Here is a 17,510-nt window from a genome sequence, read left to right as displayed (position 1 = left end):
GTACTGAGTCATGAGACTCAGATTCAATCCAGGAGTTAAGCCAATGGCATTGGGACTCGAAGACAAAAAGGCAATTGTTGCTGAAGTCAACGAAGCTGCCAAAGGCGCTCTGTCTGCAGTTGTAGCCGATTCTCGCGGTGTGACTGTTGACAAGATGACCGTCCTGCGTAAATCCGCTCGTGAAGCCGGTGTGTACATGCGCGTTGTGCGTAACACCCTGCTGCGTCGCGCGGTAGAGGGCACCGAATTCGGTTGCCTGAACGACGTATTGACTGGTCCTACCTTGATTGCTTTCTCTAACGAACACCCGGGCGCTGCCGCTCGTCTGTTCAAAGAGTTTGCCAAAGCGAACCAAAAGTTCGAAATCAAGGCTGGCGCTTTTAACGGTGAGTTTATCGCCGCAGCACAAATTGATCGTCTGGCCACGCTGCCGACCTACGACGAAGCAATTGCGAAGTTGATGGCTACCATGAAGGAAGCCTCTGCTGGCAAGCTGGTTCGTACTATCGCTGCTGTTCGCGACCAGAAACAAGCTGCTGCTTGATTCTCGCCTATTTAGGCTGTTTGAGTTTATTCAACATCAGGAATTTTTGTCATGTCTATCACTAAAGACCAAATCATCGAAGCCGTTGCTTCCATGTCCGTAATGGAAGTTGTTGAGCTGATCGAAGCAATGGAAGAGAAGTTCGGTGTTTCTGCCGCTGTTGCTGTAGCTGCCGGTCCGGCCGCTGAAGCAGTAGAAGAGAAGACCGAGTTCGACGTAGTTCTGACTGCTGCTGGCGCCAACAAAGTTGCCGTCATCAAGGCCGTTCGTGCTGCCACCGGCCTGGGCCTGAAAGAAGCCAAGGACCTGGTAGAAGCCGCTCCGACCAACCTGAAAGAAGCCGTCTCCAAAGACGAAGCTGAAGCTCTGAAGAAAGAGCTGGAAGCTGCCGGTGCTTCTGTTGAGATCAAATAATCTGCATTTATGTAGATTAGCCTGATAAAACAGGCTAGGGCTGGTGAATGTTTGTTCACCAGCCTTTTTGCGCTGTAGACTGAGAGCATTTCACACCGTTTACGACTCTCGGTGCACCAGCAATCCGGACCGCCTCATCGTCCGGGCCAACACAAAACGGTGTTGAGACAGAGCTGTCCCGCGGGACAGAGTGGGTCACTTATCAGCGAGCTGAGGAACCCTATGGTTTACTCTTATACCGAAAAAAAACGCATTCGTAAGGACTTCGGTAAGCGAGACCAGGTACTGGACACGCCTTATCTGTTGTCCATTCAGCTGGACTCCTTCAAGCAGTTCATCGAGGCTGACCCGGAAGGTGAATATGGCCTAGAGGCCGCTTTCCGTAGCGTTTTCCCGATCACCAGTTACTCCGGTAGTGCTGAGCTTCAGTATGTCAGCTATCGCCTGGGTGAGCCGGTATTTGACGTAAAAGAATGCCAGATCCGTGGAGTGACCTACTCCGCGCCGCTGCGTGTCAAGCTTCGTATGGTTCTGTACGACCGTGAAGCAGCTGCCGGCACCGTCAAAGATATCAAGGAACAAGAAGTATACATGGGCGAAATTCCGCTCATGACCGAGAACGGCACCTTTGTCATCAATGGTACCGAACGGGTTATCGTCTCCCAGCTGCACCGCAGCCCGGGCGTCTTCTTCGACCACGATAAAGGCAAAACACATTCATCCGGTAAGGTACTGTATAACGCCCGCGTTATCCCCTACCGTGGCTCCTGGCTGGACTTCGAGTTCGATGCGAAAGACAACCTGTTTGTCCGTATCGACCGTCGTCGTAAACTGCCGGCCTCCATTATTCTGCGCGCCCTGGACTTCAGTTCCGAAGAAATCCTGGCCACCTTCTTCGAGACCATTGGTTTCGAGGTCAAAGATGGCAAGTTGATGATGGATCTGGTGCCCGAGCGCCTGCGTGGTGAGACTGCGACCTTCGACATCATTGCCAATGGCGCCGTGGTGGTTGAGACCGGTCGTCGTGTCACTGCCCGTCATATCCGTCAGTTGGAAAAAGACGCCATCACCCAGATCGAGGTGCCGGTAGAGTACGTTGTTGGCAAAGTTGCAGCCAAGAACTACGCGCACCCGCAAACTGGCGAAATGGTCGTGACTGCCAACCAGGCTCTGAGCCTGGAAGCGGTAGCCAATCTGTCCCAAGCCGGCTTCAAGCACTTCGAGGTTCTGTTCACCAACGAACTGGATCACGGTGCCTACATGTCCGAGACCCTGCGCATCGACTCCAGCTCCAGCCGCCTGGAAGCTCTGGTCGAGATCTACCGCATGATGCGTCCGGGCGAGCCGCCCACCCGCGAAGCGGCAGAGCAGCTGTTCGAGAACCTGTTCTTCTCTTCCGAGCGTTACGACCTGTCTACCGTGGGTCGGATGAAGTTCAACCGCCGTCTGGGTCGTGAAGACGAGACCGGCGTTGGCGTGCTGACCAAAGACGACATCGTCGAAGTCATGAAGCGTCTGATCGACATCCGTAACGGCAATGACGAGGTGGACGATATCGACCACCTGGGTAACCGTCGTATCCGTTCTGTCGGTGAAATGGCAGAAAACCAGTTCCGCGTCGGTCTGGTGCGTGTCGAGCGTGCGGTCAAGGAGCGTCTCTCCCTGGGCGACCTGGACACCCTGATGCCGCAGGATCTGATCAACGCCAAGCCGATCTCCGCCGCGGTCAAAGAGTTCTTCGGTTCCAGCCAGCTGTCCCAGTTCATGGACCAGAACAACCCGCTGTCCGAAGTGACCCACAAGCGTCGTATTTCCGCGCTGGGCCCGGGCGGTCTGACCCGTGAGCGTGCCGGCTTCGAAGTTCGAGATGTACACCCGACTCACTACGGTCGTCTGTGCCCCATCGAGACTCCGGAAGGTCCGAACATCGGTCTGATCAACTCGCTGTCCGTGTATTCCCGCACCAACGAGTACGGTTTCCTCGAGACCCCGTACCGCAAGGTCATCGACGGTGTGATCACCGACGAAGTGGACTACCTGTCAGCCATTGAAGAAGGCAAGTACGTGATCGCCCAGGCCAACGCCGCGACCACCGAAGATGGCCGTCTGAAAGACGAGTTGATCCCGTGCCGTCACAAGGGTGAATCCACCTTTATGAACGCCGACCAGATCCAGTACATGGACGTGAGCCCGCAACAGATCGTATCTGTGGCAGCGGCCCTGATCCCATTCCTGGAGCACGATGATGCTAACCGAGCCCTGATGGGTTCGAACATGCAACGTCAGGCAGTACCGACTCTGCGTGCCGACAAGCCGCTGGTAGGTACCGGTATGGAACGCGCCGTGGCCGTTGACTCCGGTGTGACCGTGGTGGCCAAGCGTGGCGGCATGATCGACTACGTCGACGCCTCCCGTATCGTGATCAAGGTCAATGAAGATGAGCTGCTGCCTGGCGAAGCCGGCATCGACATCTACAGCCTGACCAAGTACACCCGTTCCAACCAGAACACCTGTATCAACCAGCGTCCTTGCGTGATGTTGGGTGAGCCGGTGATGGCGGGCGACGTGCTGGCTGACGGCCCGTCTACCGACCTGGGCGAACTGGCGCTGGGCCAAAACCTGCGCGTCGCCTTCATGCCGTGGAACGGTTACAACTTCGAAGACTCGATCCTGGTGAATGAGCGCGTGGTACAGGAAGATCGCCTGACCACCATCCACATCCAGGAACTGGCCTGTATCTCCCGTGACACCAAGCTGGGTCCGGAAGAGATCACTGCCGACATCCCGAACGTGGGTGAAGCCGCTCTGTCCAAGCTGGACGAGTCCGGTATCGTCTACGTGGGTGCCGAAGTGAAGGGCGGCGACATCCTGGTCGGCAAGGTAACACCCAAGGGTGAAACCCAGCTGACCCCGGAAGAGAAGCTGCTGCGCGCCATCTTCGGTGAGAAGGCCTCCGATGTGAAGGACTCCTCCCTGCGTGTGCCGAACGGTGTGTACGGTACCGTGGTTGACGTGCAAGTCTTTACCCGCGATGGCGTGGAAAAAGACAAGCGCGCCAAAGAAATCGAAGAGATGCAGCTGAAGGAAGCGAAGAAGGACTTGACCGAAGAGTTCAAGATCCTGGAAGACGGCATCTTCGGCCGTTCCCGCAACCTGCTGCTGGCCGCCGGTTACAGCGAAGATCGTCTGAACAAGCTGGATCGTTCCAAGTGGTTTGAATTGGCCATCGAAGATGAAGCCAAGCAGATCGAACTGGAGCAGATCGCCGAACAGCACATCGAGCTGAAAGCCGACTTCGACAAGAAGTTCGAGAACAAGCGTCGCAAGATTATCCAGGGTGATGATCTGGCGCCGGGCGTACTGAAAATCGTCAAGGTTTACCTGGCAGTCAAGCGTCGCATCCAACCGGGTGACAAGATGGCGGGCCGTCACGGTAACAAGGGTGTTATCTCCAAGATCTGCCCGGTCGAGGACATGCCTCATGACGAGTTCGGCCGTCCGGTCGACATCGTACTGAACCCGCTGGGCGTACCGTCCCGTATGAACATCGGTCAGATCCTCGAAGTGCATCTGGGCCTCGCGGCCAAGGGCATCGGCGAGAAGATCGACCGCATGATCAAGGATCAGCGCGAGCTGCACGAGATGCGTGGCTTCCTGCAGCAGGTCTATGACCTGGGCGAGAAGGACACCCAGCAAGTGAACATCGCCGAGCTGTCTGATGACGACGTACGTACCCTTGCGGGTAACCTGCGTAAGGGTCTGCCGGTTGCTACACCTGTCTTTGATGGTGCCAAAGAGCGCGAAATCAAGGCCTTGCTGAAGCTGGCCGATCTGCCGGAATCCGGTCAGATCTCCCTGTTCGACGGTCGTACCGGCAACGCCTTCGAGCGCAAGGTCACCGTGGGTTACATGTACATGCTGAAGCTGAACCACCTGGTAGACGACAAGATGCACGCGCGTTCTACCGGCTCCTACAGCCTGGTTACCCAGCAACCGCTGGGTGGTAAGGCACAGTTCGGTGGTCAGCGGTTCGGTGAGATGGAAGTGTGGGCCCTGGAGGCTTACGGTGCGGCATATACCCTGCAGGAAATGCTGACCGTCAAGTCTGACGATGTGAATGGCCGTACCAAGATGTACAAGAACATCGTGGATGGCGACCACCGTATGGAGCCGGGCATGCCCGAATCCTTCAACGTACTGTTGAAGGAAATCCGCTCTCTGGGTATCAACATCGAGCTGGACGAAGAGTAAGAGCTCGCTCTTATTGTTCGAGAATTGACGTGGGCGCCCTGCTGCTTTGGCAGCAGGGCGCCGAGGTTAGACTCCTGACAGGGGAAACACGTGAAAGACTTACTCAAGTTTTTGAAGGCTCAGACCAAGACCGAAGAGTTTGACAGTATCAAGATCGGTCTGGCCTCTCCTGACATGATCCGCTCCTGGTCATTCGGTGAGGTCAAAAAGCCTGAGACCATCAACTACCGGACTTTCAAGCCGGAACGTGATGGTCTGTTCTGCGCCCGTATCTTCGGACCGGTGAAGGACTACGAGTGTCTGTGCGGCAAGTACAAGCGCCTGAAACACCGTGGTGTGATCTGCGAGAAGTGCGGCGTAGAAGTGACCCAGACCAAGGTCCGTCGCGAGCGCATGGGCCACATCGAGCTGGCCAGCCCGACTGCCCACATCTGGTTCCTGAAGTCCCTGCCGTCCCGTATCGGTCTGCTGCTGGACATGACCCTGCGTGACATCGAGCGCGTGCTGTATTTCGAATCCTATGTGGTTATCGAACCCGGCATGACCAACCTCGAGCGCAGCCAGATGCTGTCCGAAGAGAACTATCTGGACGCACTGGAAGAGTGGGGCGACGAATTCGACGCCAAGATGGGTGCCGAAGCAATCCTTGCATTGCTGCGTGCCATCGATCTGGAAGGTGAAGTCAAGACCATGCGCGAGGAGCTGGATCAGACCAACTCCGAGACCAAGCGCAAGAAGACCACCAAGCGTCTGAAGCTGATGGAAGCCTTCCTGCAGTCCGGCAACAAGCCGGAGTGGATGATCATGACAGTGCTGCCTGTGCTGCCGCCGGACCTGCGTCCGCTGGTACCGCTGGACGGCGGCCGTTTCGCGACTTCCGATCTGAACGATCTGTACCGTCGCGTGATCAACCGTAACAACCGCCTGAAGCGTCTGCTGGATCTGGCAGCTCCGGACATCATAGTGCGCAACGAAAAGCGCATGCTGCAAGAGTCCGTGGATGCCCTGCTGGACAACGGCCGTCGTGGTCGTGCCATCACTGGTTCCAACAAGCGCCCGCTGAAATCCCTGGCCGACATGATCAAGGGTAAGCAAGGTCGTTTCCGTCAGAACTTGCTGGGTAAACGTGTCGACTACTCCGGTCGTTCCGTTATCACCGTAGGTCCGACGCTGCGTCTGCATCAGTGCGGTCTGCCGAAGAAGATGGCGCTCGAGCTGTTCAAGCCCTTCATCTATGGCAAGCTGGAATCCCGTGGTCTGGCGACCACCATCAAGGCCGCCAAGAAGATGGTGGAGCGCGAAGAAGCCGTCGTCTGGGACATCCTGGACGAAGTGATCCGCGAACACCCGGTCCTGCTGAACCGTGCACCGACCCTGCACCGTCTGGGTATCCAGGCGTTTGAACCGACCCTGATCGAAGGCAAGGCCATCCAGCTGCACCCGCTCGTCTGTGCCGCCTATAACGCGGACTTCGATGGTGACCAGATGGCGGTCCACGTACCGCTGACCCTGGAAGCCCAGCTGGAAGCGCGCGCCCTGATGATGTCCACCAACAACATCCTGTCGCCTGCCTCCGGTGAGCCGATCATCGTTCCTTCCCAGGACGTGGTCTTGGGTCTGTACTACATGACCCGTGCCCGTATCAACGCCAAGGGCGAAGGTATGGTGCTGGCCGGCCCGAAAGAAGCCGAGAAGGTCTATCGTGCCGGTCTGGCCGATCTCCATGCTCGTGTGAAAGTGCGCATTACCGAATACCTGCGTCAGGAAGACGGTTCCCTGCGTGAACACACCGAGATGAAGAACACCACCGTTGGTCGTGCGATCCTGAGCCTGATCCTGCCGAAAGGCATGGAATACGCGCTGATCGACGAGCCGAAGGTGCTGACTGCCGCCGAGCAGGCCGATCTGGATGCCAATCCGCAGAACTGGATCAAATCCGTATCCAACAAGGCGCTGGGCAAAAAGCTCATCTCCCGTCTGCTGAACACCTGCTATCGCAAGCAGGGCCTGAAGGACACCGTCATCTTCGCTGACCAGCTGATGTATACCGGTTTCCATTATGCGGCCCTGTCCGGTGCTTCCGTTGGTATCGATGACATGGTCATCCCGGATGCCAAGAAAGACATCATTGCGGCAGCCGAAGCCGAAGTCGCCGAGATCCAGGACCAGTTCCTGTCCGGTCTGGTGACCGCGGGCGAACGCTACAACAAGGTTATCGATATCTGGGCCAGCGCGAACGATCGCGTCTCCAAGGCCATGATGGATAACCTCTCCAAGGAGCGGAACGTCAACTCCCTGGGTGAAGAAGAAGAGCAGGCCTCCTTCAACAGCATCTTCATGATGGCCGACTCTGGTGCGCGGGGCTCCGCCGCCCAGATCCGTCAGCTGGCCGGTATGCGTGGCCTGATGGCGAAGCCGGATGGTTCCATCATCGAAACGCCGATCGTGGCGAACTTCCGTGAAGGTCTGAACGTACTGCAGTACTTCATCTCCACTCACGGTGCTCGTAAGGGTCTGGCGGATACCGCACTGAAGACGGCGAACTCCGGTTACCTGACTCGTCGTCTGGTTGACGTGGCTCAGGACATGGTGATCACCGAGGATGATTGCGGTACGACCGAAGGTCTGTGGATGACTCCGCTGATCGAGGGTGGTGACGTGGTCGAGCCGCTGCGTGAGCGCGTGCTGGGTCGTGTGGTCGCCGAAGACGTGATCAAGCCGGGTACTGAAAGCGAGATCCTGGTCGCGCGCAATACTCTGCTCGACGAGTATCTGTGTGACCTGCTGGAGCGTAACTCCGTCGACCGCGTGAAGGTACGTTCTGCCATCACCTGTGAGACCGACTTCGGTAACTGTGCTCACTGCTACGGCCGTGATCTGGCCCGTGGTCACCTGGTGAACAAGGGTGAGGCTGTCGGTGTTATCGCCGCCCAGTCCATCGGTGAGCCGGGTACCCAGCTGACGATGCGTACCTTCCACATCGGTGGTGCCGCATCCCGAGCTGCTGCCGAGAGCAGCATCCAGGTCAAGAACACCGGTAGCATCAAGCTGCAGAACGCCAAGTTCGTTACCAACAGCGCCGACAAGCTGGTTATCACCTCCCGTTCTACCGAACTGACCATCATGGACGAGATGGGCCGTACCAAGGAAAGCCACAAGCTGCCTTACGGTTCCGTGCTGGAAGTGAAAGATGGCCAGGCCGTGAGTGCCGGTGATACCGTCGCCAACTGGGATCCGCACACCCACCCGATCATCACCGAAGTGGCAGGTCGCCTGGACTTCGAACACATGATCGACGGTGTGACCATCACTCGTCAGACCGACGAGCTGACTGGTCTCTCCTCCATCGTCGTGCTGGATGTCAACGAACGTCCGAGCGCCGGTAAAGAGATGCGTCCGACCGTGAAACTGGTCGACCTGAACGGCAAAGACGTGATGATCCCGGGTACCGACGTTGCAGCCCAGTACTTCCTGCCGGGCAAGGCGATCGTGAACCTGGAGGATGGTGCCAACGTGGGCGTGGGTGACGCGGTAGCGCGTATCCCGCAAGAGTCCAGTGGTACCAAGGACATCACCGGTGGTCTGCCGCGCGTTGCGGATCTGTTCGAAGCACGTCAACCGAAGGAACCGGCTATCCTGGCCGAGATCTCCGGTACCATCTCCTTCGGGAAAGAGACCAAGGGCAAACGCCGTCTGGTCATCACCCCGACCGACGGTGGCGACATCTACGAAGAGATGATTCCGAAGTGGCGTCACCTCAACGTGTTCGAAGGTGAAAAAGTTGAGAAGGGTGAAGTGCTGGCGGACGGTCCTGAGTCTGCTCACGACATCCTGCGTCTGCGCGGTATCAGCCCGGTCGCCAACTACATCGCCAACGAAGTGCAGGACGTTTACCGTCTGCAAGGCGTTAAGATCAACGACAAGCACATCGAAGTCATCGTTCGTCAGATGCTGCGCAAGTGCGAGATCCTGAGCGCTGGTGACACTGACCTGATCGAAGGCGAGCAGGTTGAAGTGGCTCGTGTGAAGATTGCCAACCGTAAACTGGTTGCCGAAGGCAAGACCCCGGCCACCTACCGTCATATCCTGATGGGTATTACCAAGGCATCCCTGAGCACCGAGTCCTTCATCTCCGCGGCTTCCTTCCAGGAAACCACTCGTGTTCTGACCGAAGCGGCCGTTGGCGGCAAGCGTGATGAACTGCGTGGCCTGAAAGAGAACGTGATCGTGGGTCGTCTGATCCCGGCTGGTACCGGCTTTGCCTACCACCATAGCCGGATCAACCAGCGTGCCGCCGCAGCCCGTGCTGTCGGTGTACCGCAGGTGACCGCCGATGAGGCTCAGCAAAATCTGGCGGATCTGCTCAACGCAGCCGGCAGTTTTGACGAAGAGTAATCTTCAGCTGCAGTGATTAAAAAGGGCTCCTTCAAGGGGCCCTTTTTGTTGCCTGCCCGCCAGCAGAACCTTGCACCGGGCTGGGGCAGGGGATGATCCAGTGCAAGGTTATAGAGCAAAAAATCAAAAAAAGTTGACATTGATCCCCCGCAATTGAAAACTCGGGAAAGTTGAATGGTTATTACAGGGGTAGAACATGGCTGTCGGTATCGAGGAAGTACTGCTTCCCGAAGAGCAACTGAGCGGTCGCGCTTTTACAGACGAAGACAGGGAATTGTTGCGTTCATATGAGGGCCTCATCGAGGGCCTGGCCGATCTGTTCGGCAAGCACTGCGAAGTGGTGCTGCATTCCCTGGAAAATCTGCATGAGTCAGTGATCAAGATAGCGAACGGATTCAACACGGGGCGAACCCTGGGGGCACCGATCACCGATCTGGCCCTGCGCATGCTCAAGGACATCGAGAGCACGGGTCAGGATCACACCCAGAGCTACTTTGCCCGCAGCCGGACCGGTGCGCTGATGAAGTCGAGCACCATCGCCATCCGCAACCGCGACAAGCAGGTGATAGGGCTTATCTGCATCAACCTGCACATCAATGCGCCTTTCCACGAGTTCGTGGCCGAATTCTTCCCGACGCCCCAGCAAGTGGAGCGTCAATCGCCGGAGACCTTCGCCAACAGCGTGGAGGAGCTGGTTGCCCAGACGGTGGACAACACCATCGACGAGATCAACCGCGATCCCTCCGTGGCCAACAACGCCAAGAATCGTTTTATCGTGACCCAGTTGTTCGAGAAGGGCATATTTGATATCAAGGACTCGATCAACCTGGTCGCCGACAAGCTGAATATTTCCAAACATACCGTGTATCTCTACATCCGACAGCGCAAGCAGGGTGAAGAAGAGAGCGAGTAAGCGCCATAGATAGGGGATAGATAACAATGGCTAAAGAAGTGATTGCAACCGACAAGGCGCCTGCCGCAATTGGTCCTTATGTTCAGGCTACCAAGCTGGGCGACCTGGTGTTCACCTCCGGGCAGATCCCGCTCGATCCGGCCACCATGGACATAGTTGCCGGTGGCATCGAGGCGCAGGCCGAGCAGGTGATGAAGAACCTGGTTGCAGTATTGAAGGCGGCGGGTGCCGATACCAGCAAGGTGCTGAAGACCACCTGCTTCCTGAGCGACATGAACAACTTCGTGGCCTTCAACCAGGTCTATGCCCGCTACTTCGGTGACGCTGCGCCGGCGCGCTCCTGCGTGGAAGTGGCTCGCCTGCCGAAGGATGTACTGGTCGAAGTCGAAGCCATTGCTTACGTCTGAGTCTGAGTCATCGGAAGAGCCCCTCCCAGGAGGGGCTTTTTCGTCTTTGAGGTAGAATGGATGCACATCTGTGCAGGAGTCCGGACATGAGTCTGAATTTTGCCCTGCTGGTCACCGGGCCCGCCTATGGCACCCAGACGGCCAGCACCGCCTATCGCTTCGCCCTGAGCCTCATCGAGCAGGGGCATCAGCTGTCCCACCTGTTCTTCTATCAGGATGGAGTCCATAACGGTAATGGCCTGCATGCACCGGCCAGCGATGAGACCGACCTGGTGGCGCTGTGGCGCGAGCTGGCCCTGGCGCAGGGCATTGCCATCGATGTGTGTGTCGCCGCCGCCATGCGCCGCGGGGTGCTCGACGAGGCCGAGGCCAAGGGGGTCGGCAAGACCCAGTTCAATCTGCAGGCCCCGTTTCGTTTAAGCGGGCTGGGTCAGCTGGCGGAGGCCAGTCTGACCGCCGACCGCTTCGTCCAGTTCTAGGGGGATGGAATGACCAAGATAGCCTTTATCTGCCGGCGTGGTCCCCACGGTACGGCGAGTGGACGAGAGGGCCTGGATGCCTTGCTGGCCACCTCTGCGTTGACGGAATCCCTGGCGCTGTTCCTCATCGGCGATGGCGTGCTGCAACTGGTCAGGGAGCAGTCGCCACAGGGGATATTGCAGCGTCACTATGCCCCGACCTTCAAGATGCTGGAACTGTACGATGTCGAGGAGGTCTATGTCTGTGCGGCATCGCTGGCCGAGCGTGGTCTGACCGCCGCGGATCTGCTGATCCCCGTGACGGTGCTGAGCCCGGCCGAGATCCGCCACCAGTGGGACAACTTCACCACCCACATCAGCTTTTGAGGTGCCCATGATACAACTGGTATTGAGCTCGCCCTTCCTCAGCCAGGACCTCGAGCAGGTGCTGCGTTATCGTCAGGAAGCGGATCTGCTGGTGCTGATGCAGGACGCCGTGGTGGCGACGACGGCTCCGCAGTGGTGCGAACGATTGAGCGGGATCCCGCTTTATGTGATGGGGGAAGACCTGAAGGCGAGGGGTCTGTCCCCCAGGATCGGGATGGAACTCGACATGGCCGGCCTGATCAAGCTGATCGCCGAACAGGGATCACCGCAGACCTGGGCCGGCTAGTTTTCATTTTTGCCTGTCAGCTCAGGTGGTTATCACAATAATGGCGGGATGTCATTTGCCCTTTTGGCGCACGAATTGTATAAATCTTGACTCCCCAGACAACAGGGCATAAAATTTCGCGTCCCCGTATCTGCGGGGAGGATTTTTCACACGTTTATGAAGTCATTATCAGGAGCCTTTTGATGGCAACTATTAACCAGTTGGTTCGCAAGCCACGCATCAAGCTCGTTGTGAAAAGCAACGTGCCGGCGCTGGAAGCGTGCCCTCAGAAGCGTGGCGTATGCACCCGTGTATACACCACCACCCCGAAGAAGCCTAACTCTGCACTGCGTAAAGTGTGCCGTGTACGTCTGACCAACGGCTTCGAAGTCACCTCCTACATCGGCGGTGAAGGTCACAACCTGCAGGAGCACTCCGTTGTTCTGATCCGTGGCGGTCGTGTCAAGGATTTGCCAGGTGTTCGTTATCACACCGTTCGTGGTGCGTTGGACTGTGCCGGTGTTAAAGACCGTAAGCAGGCTCGCTCCAAGTATGGCGTGAAGCGTCCGAAAGCTTAATGGTTCTCCGTTAAGTAAGGCCAAACGTTAATTCGTTTCTAGTTAGATAACTTTCTAGTTTTGGGTAACCCCTGAAGTTACGGAGAATTTGAAATGCCAAGACGTCGTGTTGTTGGTCAGCGTAAAATCCTGCCGGATCCCAAGTTCGGATCAGAGCTGCTGGCTAAATTTGTCAACGTAGTAATGGTTGACGGTAAGAAATCTGTTGCAGAAGCCATCGTTTATGGCGCCCTGGACATCATTGCCACCAAATCTGGCAAAGAGCACCTGGCCCTGTTCGAAGTCGCTCTGGACAACATTCGTCCGGCGGTCGAGGTTAAATCTCGTCGCGTCGGTGGTGCAACCTATCAGGTACCGGTAGAAGTTCGTCCGGTTCGTCGCAATGCCCTGGCAATGCGCTGGTTGGTTGATGCCGCTCGTAAACGTGGTGAAAAATCAATGGCTCAGCGTTTGGCTGGCGAGCTGCTGGATGCCGCTGACAATAAGGGTTCGTCTGTCAAGAAACGTGAAGACGTTCACCGTATGGCTGAAGCGAACAAGGCCTTCGCTCACTTCCGCTGGTAATCCGCTTGCGCAGGGTCTTCTGGCTCTGCGCACCTTTAATTATCTGGGGACAAGTGCCCTAGTAAGAGGATGACAATGGCTCGTACAACCCCCATTGAGCGTTATCGTAACATCGGTATCTCTGCTCACATCGACGCCGGTAAGACTACTACTACCGAGCGCGTTCTGTTTTACACCGGTGTAAGTCACAAGATCGGTGAAGTTCACGATGGCGCCGCCACCATGGACTGGATGGAACAGGAACAAGAGCGTGGTATCACCATCACCTCCGCCGCGACCACCGCTTTCTGGTCCGGTATGGGCAAACAGTTCCAACCGCACCGTATCAACATCATCGATACCCCGGGCCACGTTGACTTTACTATCGAAGTAGAGCGTTCAATGCGTGTTCTGGACGGCGCCGTGATGGTGTACTGTGCCGTAGGTGGCGTACAGCCACAGTCTGAGACCGTATGGCGTCAGGCTAACAAGTACAAGGTTCCCCGTATCGCGTTCGTCAATAAGATGGACCGTACCGGCGCCAACTATCTGCGCTGCGTTGAGCACATCAAGACCCGTCTGAAAGGCGTGCCAGTTCCCCTGCAACTGAACATCGGTGCAGAAGAGAACTTCAAGGGCGTTATCGACCTGGTCAAGATGAAAGCCATCAACTGGAGCGAAGCTGACCAGGGCGTGTCTTTCGATTACGAAGACGTCCCGGCCGAGCTGCTGGAACAAGCGCAAGAAATGCGCATGAACCTGGTTGAAGCCGCTGCTGAAGCGTCTGAAGACCTGATGGAAAAATACCTGGGTGGTGAAGAACTGACCGAGGAAGAGATCAAGAAAGCTCTTCGTCAGCGTGTTCTGAACAACGAAATTATCCTGGTTACCTGTGGCTCCGCGTTCAAGAACAAGGGCGTACAGGCCATGCTGGATGCCGTGGTTGACTATCTGCCGGCTCCGACCGACGTAGCAGCCATCGACGGTCTGAAGCTGGATGGCGAGACCAAAGACGAGCGTCACGCTTCCGATGACGAGCCGTTCTCTGCTCTGGCATTCAAGATTGCTACCGACCCGTTCGTAGGCAACCTGACCTTCTTCCGCGTTTACTCCGGTGTGGTTAACTCCGGTGACTCCGTGCTGAACTCCGTCAAAGAGAAGCGCGAGCGTTTTGGCCGTATCGTTCAGATGCATGCCAACAAGCGTGAAGAGATCAAAGAAGTTCGCGCAGGCGACATCGCCGCTGCCATCGGTCTGAAAGACGTGACCACTGGTGACACCCTGTGTGACGAAAAAGCGCCGATCATCCTCGAGCGTATGGAATTCCCGGAGCCGGTAATCTCCATCGCGGTTGAGCCGAAAACCAAGGCTGACCAAGAGAAGATGGGTCTGGCACTCGGCCGTCTGGCGCAGGAAGATCCCTCTTTCCGCGTATGGACTGACGAAGAATCTGGCCAAACCATCATCGCCGGTATGGGTGAGCTGCACCTGGACATCATCGTTGACCGTATGCGTCGCGAGTTCAAGGTAGAAGCGAACGTAGGTAAGCCGCAGGTTGCCTACCGTGAAACCATCCGCACTACCGTCAAGGACATCGAAGGCAAGCATGCCAAGCAGTCCGGTGGTCGTGGTCAGTACGGTCACGTTGTGATCGACATGTACCCGCTGGAAGAAGGCAAAGCCTACGAGTTCGTTAACGACATCAAGGGCGGCGTCATTCCTGGTGAGTTCATCCCGGGTGTTGACAAGGGTATCCGTGAGCAGCTGAAGTCCGGCCCGCTGGCAGGCTATCCGGTTATGGATCTGGGCGTGCGTCTGCACTTCGGTTCCTACCACGATGTCGACTCCTCCGAACTGGCGTTCAAAATCGCTGCTTCCATGGCCTTTAAGGCTGGCTTCATGAAGGCCAACCCGGTTCTGCTCGAACCGATCATGAAAGTAGAAGTTGAGACTCCGGAAGACTACATGGGCGACGTGATCGGTGACCTGAACCGTCGTCGTGGCCTGATCGAAGGTATGGAAGACGGCCCGTCCGGCAAGATCGTTCGTGCTCTCGTGCCGCTGGCCGAGATGTTCGGTTATGCGACTGCCCTGCGTTCCGCTACCCAGGGTCGCGCTTCCTACGCCATGGAATTCGCCAAGTATCACGATGCCCCGACTAACGTCGCCCAGGCCGTGATCGAAGAGCGCAAATCCAAGTAATTTATGATTCCCCGCCTACGACGGTAGGCGGGTTTAACCTAGAAGGACTACGTCGTGTCTAAAGAAAAATTTGAGCGTAATAAACCGCACGTAAACGTCGGCACCATCGGCCACGTTGACCACGGTAAAACCACCCTGACCGCCGCCATCACCAACGTGCTGGCCAAGCACTTCGGTGGTAAAGCTTTCGCCTTCGATCAAATCGACAAGGCACCGGAAGAGCGTGAGCGTGGTATCACCATCAACACCTCCCACGTAGAATACGACACCGCGATCCGTCACTACGCCCACGTAGATTGCCCGGGTCACGCCGACTACGTTAAGAACATGATCACCGGTGCTGCCCAGATGGACGGCGCGATCCTGGTAGTAGCCGCGACTGACGGCCCGATGCCGCAAACTCGTGAGCACATCCTGCTGGGTCGCCAGGTTGGTATCCCGTACATGATCGTGTTCATGAACAAGTGCGACATGGTAGACGACGAAGAGCTGCTCGAACTGGTCGAGATGGAAGTTCGTGAACTGCTGACCGAGTACGACTTCCCGGGTGATGACCTGCCGGTAGTACGTGGTTCCGCGCTGAAAGCGCTGGAAGGCGACGCTGCATGGGAAGAGAAGATCATCGAGCTGGCTCACCACCTGGATACCTACATCCCGGAGCCGGAGCGCGCCATTGACCAGCCGTTCCTGATGCCTATCGAAGACGTCTTCTCCATCGCTGGCCGTGGTACCGTAGTTACCGGTCGTGTAGAGCGCGGTATCGTCAAGGTAGGTGAGACTGTAGAAATCGTCGGTATCAAAGACACCGTTTCTACCACCTGTACCGGTGTTGAAATGTTCCGCAAACTGCTGGACGAAGGCCGTGCCGGTGAGAACGTTGGCGCCCTGCTGCGTGGCGTGAAGCGTGAAGAAGTTGAGCGTGGTCAGGTACTGGCCAAGCCGGGTTCCATCAAGCCGCACACCAAGTTCGAATCTGAAGTGTACGTGCTGTCCAAGGAAGAAGGTGGTCGTCATACCCCGTTCTTCAAGGGCTACCGTCCGCAGTTCTACTTCCGTACTACCGACGTGACCGGTACCATCGAACTGCCGGAAGGCGTAGAAATGGTAATGCCAGGCGACAACATCAAAATGGTTGTTACCCTGATCGCCCCGATCGCGATGGATGACGGCCTGCGTTTCGCTATCCGTGAAGGTGGCCGTACCGTAGGTGCTGGTGTTGTAGCTAAAGTTATCGCTTAATCGATACTTTAAATGCACACATGAAAGGGGTGGCTTCGGCTGCCCCTTTTATTTTTTGGGGCGTTATTGTCCCGTGAGACACATTTCAAACATCTATTACCGAGGTAGTGCCCGTGAGTAAACCCGCCATTTTTCTGGATCGTGATGGTGTCATCAACGAAGACACAGGTTATGTCAGCCAGGTCGATGACTTCCATTTCCTGCCCGGGGTGATCGAAGCCCTGCAGCTGCTGAAGAAGAAGGGCTATCTGCTGATTGTCGTCACCAATCAGTCCGGCATCGCCCGCGGCTACTTCAGTGAAGACGACTTCATGAACCTGACCGAGTGGATGGACTGGTCACTGGCCGACCGGGACGTTGACCTCGATGGTATCTATTTCTGTCCTCATCATCCGGATCACGGCGCTCCCTGTGATTGCCGCAAACCTGCACCCGGCATGCTGCTGTTGGCGCAGCAGGAGCTGGGCATCGACATGGCGCGCTCTTATATGGTGGGTGACAAGCCTTCCGACCTGAAAGCGGCCATCAATGCCGGAGTCGGACACAAGGTGATGGTGCGCACCGGCAAGGCTGTGACCGACGAGGGCACTGCGCTGGCTGATGTCGTCTATGACAATCTGCACGATTTTGCCGTTTCAGTGCCCGTTGCGGGCTGATTTTGTTCGCTTAATATGCGCATTGGTGGCTTTGTGAGCGAACGGTTGATGAAAGCCATCTTTTTGCAATTATCTGCTTGCCAGAAAGTTTCAGCTCCCTATAATGCGCCTCCATCGACAGGGCAAGCGGCAACGCAGAAAGCCTGAGTCGATAACCTCGAAAAGCCTTTGAAAATAAGGCTTGACTCGAGAAGGCGGTTGAGTAGAATTCCACTCCCGCAGCAACACACTGTTGCGTCGCTCTTTAACAATTTGAAT

At 56.7% G+C, this 17,510-nt stretch carries 14 protein-coding genes; all 14 read left to right on the top strand.

Annotated features, from left to right (window positions below; genetic code table 11):
- Positions 1–43 precede the first annotated feature (43 nt).
- Positions 44–544 (top strand): 50S ribosomal protein L10, encoded by a 501-nt coding sequence (rplJ, locus tag AC1IN8_RS16810; protein WP_025328617.1) that lies wholly within the window; start codon positions 44–46, stop codon positions 542–544.
- A gap of 51 nt (positions 545–595) precedes the next feature.
- Entirely contained in the window at positions 596–958 is a 363-nt protein-coding gene (gene rplL / locus AC1IN8_RS16805; RefSeq protein ID WP_025328616.1) for a 50S ribosomal protein L7/L12, read from the top strand.
- Positions 959–1,180: 222 nt separating this feature from the next.
- Complete coding sequence (gene rpoB / locus AC1IN8_RS16800; RefSeq protein ID WP_139439131.1) at positions 1,181–5,209, top strand: DNA-directed RNA polymerase subunit beta; 4,029 nt, start codon at positions 1,181–1,183, stop codon at positions 5,207–5,209.
- A 90-nt stretch (positions 5,210–5,299) separates the two neighbouring features.
- Positions 5,300–9,604, top strand: a complete 4,305-nt coding sequence (rpoC, locus tag AC1IN8_RS16795) for a DNA-directed RNA polymerase subunit beta' (protein WP_139439129.1) — start codon at positions 5,300–5,302, stop codon at positions 9,602–9,604.
- 196 nt (positions 9,605–9,800) lie between these two features.
- Positions 9,801–10,517 carry a helix-turn-helix transcriptional regulator gene (locus AC1IN8_RS16790; protein ID WP_025328613.1) on the top strand — a complete coding sequence of 239 codons (717 nt, stop codon included), beginning with the start codon at positions 9,801–9,803 and terminating at the stop codon, positions 10,515–10,517.
- A 26-nt stretch (positions 10,518–10,543) separates the two neighbouring features.
- Positions 10,544–10,924: a RidA family protein gene (locus AC1IN8_RS16785; protein WP_041206542.1), complete on the top strand. Its 381-nt coding sequence runs from the start codon at positions 10,544–10,546 to the stop codon at positions 10,922–10,924.
- A gap of 86 nt (positions 10,925–11,010) precedes the next feature.
- Entirely contained in the window at positions 11,011–11,403 is a 393-nt protein-coding gene (gene tusD / locus AC1IN8_RS16780) for a sulfurtransferase complex subunit TusD (protein WP_043133753.1), read from the top strand.
- A 9-nt stretch (positions 11,404–11,412) separates the two neighbouring features.
- Positions 11,413–11,769, top strand: coding sequence for a sulfurtransferase complex subunit TusC (gene tusC, locus AC1IN8_RS16775; RefSeq protein ID WP_454010636.1), 357 nt, complete (start codon positions 11,413–11,415; stop codon positions 11,767–11,769).
- 7 nt (positions 11,770–11,776) lie between these two features.
- Positions 11,777–12,055 (top strand): sulfurtransferase complex subunit TusB, encoded by a 279-nt coding sequence (gene tusB, locus AC1IN8_RS16770; protein ID WP_025328609.1) that lies wholly within the window; start codon positions 11,777–11,779, stop codon positions 12,053–12,055.
- 182 nt (positions 12,056–12,237) lie between these two features.
- Entirely contained in the window at positions 12,238–12,612 is a 375-nt protein-coding gene (gene rpsL / locus AC1IN8_RS16765; RefSeq protein WP_005306278.1) for a 30S ribosomal protein S12, read from the top strand.
- Positions 12,613–12,705: 93 nt separating this feature from the next.
- Positions 12,706–13,176 carry a 30S ribosomal protein S7 gene (gene rpsG / locus AC1IN8_RS16760; RefSeq protein ID WP_010675949.1) on the top strand — a complete coding sequence of 157 codons (471 nt, stop codon included), beginning with the start codon at positions 12,706–12,708 and terminating at the stop codon, positions 13,174–13,176.
- Between the two features lie 75 nt (positions 13,177–13,251).
- A complete protein-coding gene (gene fusA / locus AC1IN8_RS16755) occupies positions 13,252–15,357 on the top strand; it encodes an elongation factor G (protein WP_139439119.1) in 2,106 nt (701 codons plus the stop codon).
- A gap of 54 nt (positions 15,358–15,411) precedes the next feature.
- A complete protein-coding gene (gene tuf / locus AC1IN8_RS16750; RefSeq protein WP_025328607.1) occupies positions 15,412–16,596 on the top strand; it encodes an elongation factor Tu in 1,185 nt (394 codons plus the stop codon).
- Positions 16,597–16,709: 113 nt separating this feature from the next.
- Positions 16,710–17,252: a D-glycero-beta-D-manno-heptose 1,7-bisphosphate 7-phosphatase gene (gmhB, locus tag AC1IN8_RS16745; protein ID WP_139439404.1), complete on the top strand. Its 543-nt coding sequence runs from the start codon at positions 16,710–16,712 to the stop codon at positions 17,250–17,252.
- Positions 17,253–17,510: the final 258 nt, after the last annotated feature.

It is taken from the genome of Aeromonas sp. 130281 (assembly GCF_056642115.1).
Note: the sequence above shows the minus strand (reverse complement) of the source record. Positions and strands in the feature narration are given on the sequence as shown.